At 32.1% G+C, this 12,580-nt stretch carries 7 protein-coding genes; all 7 read left to right on the forward strand.

From position 1 onward, the window contains the following. Positions 1-4 precede the first annotated feature (4 nt). The 7 genes from AAGD36_RS03470 to AAGD36_RS03505 all read left to right on the forward strand — a co-directional run bounded on the left by AAGD36_RS03470 (position 5) and on the right by AAGD36_RS03505 (position 12,546). Positions 5-1,279, forward strand: a complete 1,275-nt coding sequence (locus tag AAGD36_RS03470; protein ID WP_341755965.1) for a penicillin-binding protein activator — start codon at positions 5-7, stop codon at positions 1,277-1,279. Positions 1,280-1,557: 278 nt separating this feature from the next. Further along, on the forward strand, positions 1,558-3,288 hold the full coding sequence (locus AAGD36_RS03475; protein WP_341755966.1) for an ABC transporter permease: 1,731 nt from the start codon (positions 1,558-1,560) through the stop codon (positions 3,286-3,288). A gap of 350 nt (positions 3,289-3,638) precedes the next feature. Next, positions 3,639-4,736 carry a tRNA 2-thiouridine(34) synthase MnmA gene (gene mnmA, locus AAGD36_RS03480; protein ID WP_341755967.1) on the forward strand — a complete coding sequence of 366 codons (1,098 nt, stop codon included), beginning with the start codon at positions 3,639-3,641 and terminating at the stop codon, positions 4,734-4,736. A gap of 286 nt (positions 4,737-5,022) precedes the next feature. Further along, complete coding sequence (locus AAGD36_RS03485; protein ID WP_341755968.1) at positions 5,023-6,417, forward strand: amino acid permease; 1,395 nt, start codon at positions 5,023-5,025, stop codon at positions 6,415-6,417. Between the two features lie 5 nt (positions 6,418-6,422). Then, positions 6,423-7,691: a histidine--tRNA ligase gene (gene hisS / locus AAGD36_RS03490; protein WP_341755969.1), complete on the forward strand. Its 1,269-nt coding sequence runs from the start codon at positions 6,423-6,425 to the stop codon at positions 7,689-7,691. 328 nt (positions 7,692-8,019) lie between these two features. Then, complete coding sequence (locus tag AAGD36_RS03500) at positions 8,020-11,718, forward strand: restriction endonuclease subunit S (RefSeq protein WP_341755970.1); 3,699 nt, start codon at positions 8,020-8,022, stop codon at positions 11,716-11,718. Positions 11,719-11,814: 96 nt separating this feature from the next. Then, entirely contained in the window at positions 11,815-12,546 is a 732-nt protein-coding gene (locus tag AAGD36_RS03505) for an outer membrane beta-barrel protein (protein WP_341754964.1), read from the forward strand. Positions 12,547-12,580 lie beyond the last annotated feature (34 nt).

Below are 12,580 nucleotides of genomic sequence, written 5' to 3' on the forward strand. Positions count from 1 at the left end.
CATTATGAGCAGTATAAAAGACTTCCTGCATAAGTCAAAGAAGCTTTCGAGATTTCTAGGAGAAACGAAGCCAAGTCGAGCTGTGTACTCCAATGTATGTGAGGAACGAAGGCAAATTCCGACGACAACATCACCAACTAGATTGACTTATGCACAAAAATTTTTAAAGGCTACCTTATCATTCATATGTCTTGTCTCTTTATTTTCTTGCCAATCTAATAAGGAAGTTGTTGTTTCTAGACCAAAAGAAGTTGTTCAGGAAACTCTAGAAGTGGCTATTTTAATGCCCCTAACAGGAGAACATTCTACATTAGGTAAGCAATACAACCAATTAATTAAAATGGGTCTAGAAGATGGCTTAAAAACTTATGTTCATGTTACTTCTTATGATGGTTCTAATGAAAAGCAGGTACTTGCTGCAATGGATAAAATACTACTACGTAAAACAAAAATTATTCTCGGACCATTATATTCAAATCTTACTTCTATAATTGCCAATAAAGCTAAAGCACATGATATTATTATCATTACCATGTCTAATAATCCTGTATTGGCAGACAAAAAACTTTTTGTATTTGGTCATGCTCCGTCAAAGCAGCTCACAAAAATAATTAATTACTTTGCCGATAATGATTATAAAAATTTCATTGCACTTTTACCTTCAGGCAGTCATGCACAAGCTATAAACCAACTTATCCAAAATATACTAATTCAAAAAAATTCTACCTTAGTGCGGAGTGAATTTTATGCTAATATACCGGAATCAATAGAAAAGGCGGTTTTAACTGTCTCAAATAGTGTTGATAATTTAAATGAAATGGAGGATACGGCAACTAAACCTGTAATTTATCTGTCAGATGATGGTAAAAATTTAGATTTGCTTTTTGATAGTATTCATAAGCATAATTTAGATAAAAAAGCAATTATAATAGGTGATAACAGAATTGATATTGATCGTTCTGAACCGGTAGATATTATCTACACTGGTTCATTGAATATTGTTAATAATAATATAATAGAAAGGGCTAAGAATATAGGTATTAATCATTTGTCTTTCATGCATACTGTAGCTTATGATCTAGGAAGGATAACATCAAAATATATAGGTAGCAACTTTAGCGAAGAACGATTTTTAGCAGCTATTAATGGCAAAACTCCGTATACTGGTATATCAGGTAATGTCTACTTCATCGATTCAATAGCTCAAAGAGAGTATGACATAATTAAGAAAGAAGATGGCTTGTATAGTACCATGGCAAAAAGTGATAACAAATTCTGATTTAGATATAGTTAACTCAAAAATGTTTAATTCGATAATCAAGTTTTTTTCTGAAGGCTATACTGCTCGTAAATGAAGAGTTGGTAGACGATAGTATAACTTCAAGAAGAGCTAGGCAGTAGCAAAGTCGAGCTGCTAGGCGTACATTAGTACGTGAGCAGCTTCGATCTTTAGACACGACAACGCCAATTCTTGAAGTTCTACCTGAGTATACAATTCATGGCAGTGTATAGCAAGTAGGAATTATGTAGAAGCTACTTAAGTTAAGGTTAAATTCAATGAGATATTTTATAAAATATTCAAAAAAAACTCAGTCCAATTTTATCTTCAACTTGTTAACATTTTTGATAATCGCTAGCATCCTTATCTTTATTGCTTGGGGTTTAAAGCAGATGGCAGCACCAATAGCTGTATTAGAGCAACAACCAGTAACTCTAGAGTATAGTAATCTTTTGCAGTATTCTCTTAGAACGCTTTTGAGGATGCTAATTGCGGTAATTATCTCATTAATTTTTACTTTTATTTATGCCAGCCTAGCTGTTAAAAGCAAGAAATGTGAACAAATATTAATTCCGTTACTAGATATTCTTCAATCTCTTCCTATTCTTGGATATATTTCTTTTACAGTTACAGTTTTTTTAGCTCTTTTCCCGTCAAGTATTATGGGAGCTGAATGTGCAGCAATATTTGCCATTTTTACATCGCAAGTTTGGAACATGACATTTAGTTTTTATTATTCGCTTAAGAATATCCCACAAGAATTGCATGATGCAGCATATATTTTTAGAATGTCAAAATGGAGACAATTTTGGCAGGTCAGCGTTCCATATGCAGTGCCAGGATTAGTTTGGAATATTGTAGTATCAATATCTAGTGGGTGGTTTTTCGTAGTAGCTTCAGAGGTTATCACAGTTGGCAATACCCATATAACCTTGCCTGGAATAGGATCATATATTGCTTTAGCAATTACGCAGAAAAATCTTTATGCAATTAGCTCAGCAATTATGTCAATGTCACTGGTGATTATATTATATGATCAATTGCTACTTAGACCTCTAGTGGCATGGTCTGATAGATTTCGTTATGAAATGAATGCAGGTAACAATGCACCATATTCTTGGGCATTAAATTTATTTCAAAGAAGTTTAATTATTCAAAAATTATTCTCCCCTATTGCTTATATTGCAAAATTTATACTTTATCTCCCCATACTTAATCGTTATAGCGAAATAAATTCAAGTTCGTCAAATAATTTTTCCAATAATCCTTCGTGGAGCGATTATTTATGGTATACTATGCTGGGCGGCATAGCATGTTTTTCAGCCTATTACATATATCATTTCTTGCATTACGATATTGGTGGGTCTGAGCTATTGAATGTATTTGTTTTAGCATCAATTACTATGTTACGTGTGGTAGTACTTATTACTCTTGCGGCAATTATATGGGTACCGATTGGTATATATGTTGGACTAAATCCTAGAGTAACAGCTATTGTACAACCACTAGCACAATTTTTTGCAGCTTTTCCAGCAAACTTATTATTTCCAATTGTCTTTATAATTATTACTCGTTACGATTTAAACCCTAATATTTGGCTTAGTCCTTTGATGATTATGGGAGCTCAATGGTATATATTATTTAATGTTATAGTAGGAGCATCAACTATTCCCAATGATCTTAAAGATGCCACAAAAATTTTCAGAGTTAGTGGTTGGAATTGGTGGTTCAAAGTAATGTTACCAGCAATTACTCCATATTTTATAACAGGAGCAATAACTGCATCAGGTGGGGCATGGAATGCTAGTATCGTGGCAGAAATTATTAATTTTGGCGATCGGAAAATAGCAGCAAGCGGTATTGGAAGTTATATAGCTGAAATGACAATAAAGGCTGATTTTAATAAAATAGTTTTAGGTATGGGCATTATGGCTCTATTTGTGGTATTGTTTAATCGTTTATTTTGGCAACCGTTAAATGAGTATTCTATTAAAAGATTTCAGCTATAATTCTATGAATCTAGAATATCCAAAAATTTCAAAAAAGCCTATTGCATTTAACTGTAAAGTTATTATAATGTGATGTTTCGTTTAGCTAACCTAAATTCGGGATAAGAATTAGTTAATTCTTATCCCGAATTGGCTTGTTATAAGGAAAAATGCATTCTTAAAGCGGTTTTGCGAATGCATTTTAAGCCTTTCTAAAGCTAATAATTTTAATCTTTCAAAATCATGTTTTTAGCAAATTAATATTTAACAATCAGGTGAAGAACCGCTTCAAACCTGATTGTTTCTATATGTATCCCTGAATTCGATGTAACTTGTTACATTGAATTCAGGTTAGCTAGGCTAGCAATACAATGAATAATAGAATAAACAATCCATCTACGATAGTAGTTGCAATGTCTGGTGGGGTTGATAGCTCAGTAGTAGCTGCTATGCTCCATGAACAAGGTCATAAAGTCATTGGTATAACTTTACAATTATATGATCACGGTATAGCTACCAAGAAAAGAAATGCCTGTTGTGCTGGGCAGGACATTTACGATGCAAGAATGGTAGCAGATAAGTTAAACATTCCGCATTATATCTTAGACTATGAGTCTAAATTTAAAGAATCAGTAATTGATGACTTTGCTGATAGTTATATTAGAGGCGAAACCCCCCTGCCCTGCGTAAAATGTAATCAGTCAGTTAAATTTAAAGACTTATTAAAAGTAGCAAAAGATTTAGGGGCAGACTGTCTTGCTACTGGTCATTATGTGCGAAAAATCGAAGGTATCGATGGGGCAGAATTACATACTGGTATTGATATAACCAAGGATCAAAGCTATTTTTTATTTGCAACTACCTTAGAACAACTAAATTATCTATCTTTTCCCTTGGGAGAATTAAGTAAAGAGCAAACAAGAAATATTGCTACTAGATTTAATTTAGGCGTCGCAGATAAGCCTGATAGCCAAGATATTTGTTTTGTGCCAGATGGTGATTATAGGAAGGTAATTAGTAAGATACGAAGCAATGCTAATGAGAAAGGTAAAATAATTCATGTAGACGGCTTTGAACTTGGGACACATAATGGTATAATAAACTATACTGTAGGTCAACGTCGTGGGCTTGGAATAGCTTTTCATGAGCCACTTTATGTAGTAAGAATTGACCCTAATACAAAAATTGTATATGTTGGTCCAGATTCGGTATTAGATTCTACCGAATTTACTATTAAGGATGTTAATTGGCTAGGCAGAGAAATGGTTGCACAAGAGGAAATTGATGTGCAAGTTAAGATTCGCTCTACTCGTCCTGCTACCTTTGCCAAGATTAGTAAAATGAGTAATACAGAAATTAAAGTAAAATTAATCTCTGCAGAGAAAGCTGTAACTCCTGGTCAAGCTTGTGTCATATATGATAATGATCGAGTCCTTGGAGGAGGATGGATTACTAGAGAGATTGTATAGATCCAATTTCAAAAAAGTCTATTTTTATAAAATAAGTAATCTTAGCACTACAGTTGTAGTTACTCACAATGTTGTCCCTGCGAGGCTTTGCCCACGTGGATCACTAGTATGCCATTCCCGCGTAGGCGGGAATCTATAATATCTAATAGCCTTTGCAGGTTATTTTAGACCCCCTACCTACGCAGAGGTGACATCGTTTTTACTACTGATAGTCTAGTGATACGATACTACAACTGTAGTAATACACCCTTCTAGGGTTTTCTACTATTTAAAATCGGAGGAATTAATGAGTTTTTTAACGAGGAAAAGTTTTGAATCAATAAAAGAACTAGGTAAGACTAGTGGTCTTAGCAAAACCCTAGGAGCATTTGACCTAATATTATTAGGGCTTGGTGCTATAATAGGTACGGGTGTATTTGTGACAACCGGTTTGGTTGCTGCTCAATTTTCTGGTCCAGCAGTTATGCTATCCTATGTTATTGCGGGTATAACATGTATTTTTGTTGCTCTTGCATATACAGAACTTGCTACAATGCTACCAACTTCTGGTAGTATTTATACTTACTCTTATATAGCATTTGGCGAGGTATTTGCTTGGCTAATGGGCAGTGTTATTATATTGGAACTTGGTTTTGCTGCTGGAGCTGTTGCAGCGGCTTGGTCTGGATATGTTCAGGCAATATTGTCAGCTGGCGGAATAGATTTGCCAGAAATTTTAACTACCGTGCCTAGCAATGGTGGAATAATAAATTTACCAGCTTTTCTTATTGTAGTATTTGTCTCTTTTATTTTATACTTAGGAACAAAAGATAGTAAAAGACTCAATGCTATTTTAGTATTTGTGAAAATGGCGGCTATATTTGCTTTTATTGTGTTTGCTACACCGCATTTTGATGCTACAAACTGGCAAAACTTTCTACCTTTTGGCGTCAATAATATGCTAGTTGGTGCATCTATCCTATTTTTTGCTATGACAGGTTTTGGTACAATAGCCGCTACAGCTGAAGAATGCAAAAACCCTAACCGAGATTTAATGATCGGTATTATTGGATCACTAGTAATTGCAACAGTAGTATACGTTATAATAGCTGGACTAGTCACCGGCATAGCACCTTTTGATCAACTTAATAATGACCAACCTCTTGCTCATGCACTTAGCTTGAACCATAGTAATGTTGGTTCGGCAATTGTTGCTACTGGAGCAGTATGTGGTATGACTACGGTACTGATGATGAATATTTATGCTACATCCCGTATTTTTTATGTAATTGCCCGAGATGGGTTATTGCCAAGAAGCTTTGCAAAACTGCATGCAAAATATGATAGTCCTTATATCACTATCTTAATATTTTCTGTACTTGCTGCGTTATTAGGTGGGTTTTGCCCCACTACAATACTTGTTCAATTGTCATCTATGGGATCATTAATAGATTATATAGCAGTCGCTGTAATAGTCATGTTGTTTAGAATAATAATGCCAAATGCTACAAGAACCTTTAAATGTCCTGCCGCATTTATCATTATACCATTTGTTTTAGTAGCATGCCTATATCTACTATCTATACAAATGTTTGATAGTAATTTTAATCTGATGGTTGCAGGTCAATTGCTAATATACTGGTTTGCACTCATGTTTGTTCTGTATATTATCAGATTGTTCTTTATAACACGAGAAGTTTAATTTGTATGAGTGATAAATTACAATCTTTACGTGGTATGAAAGACCTACTACCTGAGGATTACCTGATTCACGATTACATAATAAACACAGCCAAACATATAGGTGGGCTTTATGGTTATCAAGCCATAAGTACACCTATAATTGAATATACTAAAGTCTTTGATCGTACACTTGGAGAGACTTCTGATGTAATAAGTAAGGAAATATATAGTTTTCTTGATAAAAGTGGTAATCATATCTCTCTTAGACCGGAGTTTACGGCTGGCATTATCAGGGCTTTTATATCTAATAATCTGCAACAAACATTACCTATTAAATTTTTTTCAAACGGTCCAGTGTTTCGTTACGACCGACCACAAGCTGGAAGACAAAGACAGTTCCATCAAATAAATTTTGAGTATATTGGTGGAGAAGGACCTAGCACCGATGCCGAAACGATTAAGCTTGCATTAGATATCCTTCAAGCTTTAGAAATAGATCAAAATACAACTTTAGAAATAAACTCACTGGGTTGTACTACAACTCGTGCTGTTTACCAACAAAAGTTGGTAGAATATTTCAATGATTATAAGTCAGAATTATCAGAAGATAGCCAAAAGCGGCTTATCAAGAATCCAATGCGTATATTAGATTCGAAAGATGAGCATGATAAAAAAATAGTTGCAAATAGTCCGCTAATGTCATGCTATTATAGTAGTGATACTGCAAAATATTTTGACGATTTGCTAAAATACTTAGATTTACTCAATGTAAAATATATCATTAATCCAAGATTAGTAAGGGGACTTGACTATTATTGTCATACAGCTTTTGAGTTTACTACTAGCAACCTTGGTAGTCAGTTTGGTAGTCAGTCGACAGTTCTTGCTGGTGGTCGTTATGATGGGCTGAGCAAACTTATGGGAGGTCCTGAAGTAAAAGCCATTGGCTTTGCTGCTGGAATTGAACGCCTTAGCCTAATGAGAGAGTACCACATATCTAAACCAAGACCAGTATTTGTCTTTCCCATTAGCGACAATAATTTAGAATATTGCTTAATTTTAACAAATCAATTGCGTCAAAAAAATATTCCTGTTACCTTAGATACTAACGGCAAAATAGCTAAAAGAATAATACGAGCTAATCTACAAAAGGCTAAATATGCTATTTTTGTTGGCGATAATGAACAAATGAGCAATAATTTAAAATTAAAAGATCTTGATAAACAACAAGAATATCTATTGCAATTTGAACAAATTATGGAATTATTAGGTTCTGTGAACATTTCTATGTAAAGAGTAGATTTATAGGCATTTTCGCTTGCAGAACCGCAGCGTACTAAATGTCATATCTTTACCCACATCTTTTAAAAGTGGCATACTTATTAGGCTTTAAAAATACATCTTTGATATTAAAACCTGATATGTATAACCTATTTAAAAAGATGTGGGTAAAGATATGACTAAATGTACGTGAGGATTCGAGTACCTGCTCGACGCACAAATTACCAGCAGAAGTAGAGTTTCGAAAGATATCTAATAAATAAAAAGATAATAGTCAAGTTAGTAATAGAGTATATGTATTCATTAATAACTACATAAAAAGAATTTTTTGCTTGGTTCTATGAATATTGAATTTGTCAAGAAATGGCTAGATAGTTTAGGTTTTGTTTTAAAAAACGAAACACAAAACTCTTTTTCTAAATTTTTTAAAACCTATGAAATTGCTGTAACTTTAGATTCTGAAAGAATCGAAAAATCAATTATCGACTATAAAACAGAAATAAAACTTCACAGAAATACAACAGCTAATTTCTCTCAATCCGAAAATTTGGTAATCTTGGAATGCGTTTGTAGATTGCTTGAAAAGGGATATAGCCCAAATTCAATTGAATTAGAAAAAAGCTGGAACTTAGGACATACCGGCAAAGGTTTTGTTGATATTCTTGTTAGGAACGCAGAAGGTAACTCACTCTTCATGATAGAATGTAAAAACTGGGGTGCAAGTTTTAATAAAGAAAAGAATAAAATGTTTAGGGACGGTGGACAACTTTTAAGTTATTTTAGGCAAGATAGAAAAGCAAAAGCTCTTTGTCTTTATGCTTCTAAGTTAGCAGGCAATAAAATTGTTTATACAAATGAAATAATAGATACGAGTAGTCTAAATGGTGAAAATGATATTGAGATTTTTAACTCTTGGGATAAGACATTTAATAAGAAAGGTATTTTTGAAAATAGTATAAATTGCTATGAGTTCAAAAATATTGGTCTTACATATGGTGATTTAGATGATTTAGAGTTTGCTGATGGTCAAACAATTTTTCATCAATTTGCAGAAATTTTAAGGAGGCATATTGTCTCGGATAAACCTAATGCTTTTAATAAAATATTCAATCTTTTTATTTGCAAAATACAAGATGAAGATACGAAATCAATAGATATAAACATAGATTTAGATTTCCAATTTAAAGTAAATGATAATTTTGAAAGTTTATTTGATCGATTAAATAATCTTTATAAGAAAGGATTAAGTAATTATATCAACATTATTGTTCCAGATGTTAGTAGTGCAGAATTTGAGGCAGTGATTGAACATACTCAAAATGCAGAATTAAGAAAGACTTTTTATAAGCTAAGATATTACAGAAGCTCTCAAGAATTTGCGTTTAAAGACGTATATGACGAAGATACTTTTATAGATAATGCTGAAATTGTTAAGGAAGTTGTAAAACTACTACAAAAGTTTAAGATAAAATATTCAAAAAAACATCAATATCTAGGAGATTTCTTTGAATTATTACTTAATACTGGTTTTAAGCAAGAATCTGGACAATTTTTTACACCAATACCTCTGACAAGATTTATTTGTAAATCTCTACCTATTAAACAAATAATAGATAAAAAAATAGAGAGTGATATAGATTTCTTGCCTTATGTCCTAGACTACGCCTCTGGCTCTGGACACTTTATAACGGAAATAATGGATGAGATAGATATCTATGTAAATCAAATAAAAGACGCTGATATTAAAGCTGGCAGAAATGCGATTAATAACTTTAATAGTCAAAGTAAAAATCTAAAATGGGCAAAAAATTATGTTTATGCAATAGAAAAAGACTACCGTCTCGTAAAAATTTCTAAGGTCAGCTCTTTTTTAAATGGTGATGGAGATGCTAATGTAATTTGTGCTGATGGACTAGCCCCTTTTGATAACGATAAATACAAAGGGAAACTTTACAAAAAAGAAAAAGGAAAAGAAAATAATGTTTTTGATATAATTGTAGCAAATCCACCTTATTCAGTAAGTGGATTTAAAAATACTGTAAAGAACGGAAAAGATACTTTTGAATTGTTTAATTCTTTAACAGATAAATCATCAGAAATTGAATGCTTATTTATTGAAAGAACAAAACAGCTAATGAAAGATGGTGCTGTTGCAGGTATTGTTTTGCCAATTTCAATATTAACAAATGGTGGTATTTACGAAAAAGCAAGAGAAATTATTTTAGATAATTTCTCTACTAAGGCGATTGGTTCTAGTGCGTTCATGGCAACAGGAACAAAAACAATCATCTTATTTTTAGAAAAACGCCAATACTCTGAATTTATTCAAACAAAACATATCGTAAACAGATTCTTTACCAATTTTAACGATGTAATTTGTGGTGGAATTCACAACGCTTTTTCGACTTATGTAAGAAATACTTATGAAGATTTAACTTTTGAAGATTATATAAATATTTTACAAAATAAATCAACAAAGAATGAACAACAAAGGGTATTAACTAAAGAGTATAATTCTCTTTCTTACAATGAGGTTGTTGAATTAGAAAAACAAAAACTGATTTATTTTATCACAACTTATTCTCAAAAAGTTGTTTTAGCTGATAGCGGTGAAAAAGATATTGAAAAAGAATTTTATGGATATGAATTTTCAAATCGGCGTGGAAGTGAGGGAATTTATATTTATAAAGATGAAGAAGGTAACTTAAATTCAAAACTCTATAATCCTGAATTCGAAGGTCTTGAAGACCCGAACAAGTTAAATAGCTATATTTTAAGGAATTATAAAAAAGATAGTAAAATTGAACAAAAAATTGCAGAAATTCAAATTTCCGATGATCATCCACTGAAAGAACATATACATTATGTTCGTCTTTCGCAGTTAATGTCGTTTGATTTGAAAAAATTTGATAAGTCAATCAATCTAAACAAAAGGGATAATTTAAAAATTGAAAGTAAGTGGAAATTAGTGAAATTAGGAGAGGTATGTGAAGATATTATAAGTGGCTCAACACCTTCAAAACGCATTAGAGAATACTGGAATAGCAAAGATATTAATTGGGCAACAATTAAAGATTTTACAAGTTTATATATTGAAAACACAATGCAACATATATCGAGAAAAGGATTAGATAAAGTCAGAATTGTACCAGTTAACAGTGTGTTACTTAGTTGTACAGGGACGATAGGTAAGGTTGCTATAAATAAAATTGCATTAACAACTAATCAGCAAATCAATAGTATTGTATGTAAAAATATTCTAAAACCTGAGTATCTTGGATATTTTCTTGAAAAGAAAACTAATTCTTTAAGTGTTTTAACAGATAATGTTGGAGTAAAACACGTCAATACTCAAATGTTAAGAGATTTTTTAGTTCCTCTCCCCCCTATTGAAATCCAAGAAAAAATTATAGGAGAAATCACAGAAATTGAGAAAAAAGAAAGTGAAGCAAAGCAAAAAATTAATAAATTACAAGACAGAATTAACAAGATATTCGAATATCAAAAAAACACTGTAAGTGCTAAAGAAATCGCAATTAAAGATATTGCAAAAAGTTTATTTGCTGGAGGTGATATTCCGAGAGATAATTTTTCAAAATCGAAAACAGATGAATTTCAAATACCGATTTATTCCAATAATGTAACAAAAGCAATATATGGTTATACAAACATTGTCAAAGTTAACGAGCCGTGTGTTACAATAACTGCCCGTGGAACAATAGGTCATGTTGAATTTAGAAATGAAAAATTCTATCCAATAATTAGATTAATTGTATTAATACCAAAAATAGAAGTAGCAAATCCTCTATATTTGAAATATATCCTAAGTAGAATAGGAATTAAAAATACTGGTTCAGTAATACCCCAATTAACTATACCTAAAATATCTGATGTAAAAGTCCAACTACCATTACTTAAAATCCAAGAAAAAATTGTAAAAGAAGTTGAAGAAATTGAACAAAAAATTGAACGAGCAAAACAATTTTTAATAAATGCAAAAGAAATGAAACAAGAAGTATTAAATAAACATTTGAAGTAACTAAATTAGACGGAAATACAACAATAAAAAATTTTTTATATTGACCTGCCTATAGATAATTATATAATCCACGCTTTCAATAAGTATAAAGTTATAATGATTAAATTACAAAAAATATTATTTACAACTTATATATGTTTCTTAGTTTTTGTGAATGCTCAGGCAGATGAGATTACAGCTGATCAAAGATTTTTTTATATTGGTACTGAAGCTGGTATAGTAGAACCAGTAGTGAAAAAGTTCCGTCATAGTTCAGGTAGTGGTTTTACTTTAAAAAGGTCTAAGATGTATAGCGGTAAGATTGGTTACAGCTTCTATCCGCAAATGGCAATTGAGCTTTCGGTAACACACCAACCAAAATACCGACTACATTATGTTTTACCACAAAAAGAACTAGCTCCCTCTCTAATTATACCACAAACTCCAGGGATCACTAAGGTAATTTCCAATATATATATGATTAATTTAGTATATGATCTCGATAAAGTGAAGGGAATAACTCCTTTTGTTATATTAGGTGCTGGGGTGGCACGGGTAAAAGTTAACTCGGCTTCTTCTCGTTGGGATTTAATGAATGTAGAGTATTTTAGAATTAAAACAACTCGTAGTAATTGTTTTGCTTGGCAAGTGGGTCTTGGATTTTCTAAGGATTTATCTAGCAATTTTAGCATTGATGCAGCAGTAAAATTACAAGCTGCTCATTCAATAAAGATTAACTATGCTACTTTGGATATGAAAACCCAGCAATTTATACCAGCCCCTCCTATTAAAAAGACCATAGGGGTTGGAGAATTTGGTATAGGGTTTACTTATAGGTTACCAATTTAATGCAAGAAGACTATTAGTGTATTGAATTTTTTAG

This window comes from Candidatus Tisiphia endosymbiont of Ptychoptera albimana (assembly GCF_964026605.1).
GTDB lineage: Bacteria > Pseudomonadota > Alphaproteobacteria > Rickettsiales > Rickettsiaceae > Tisiphia.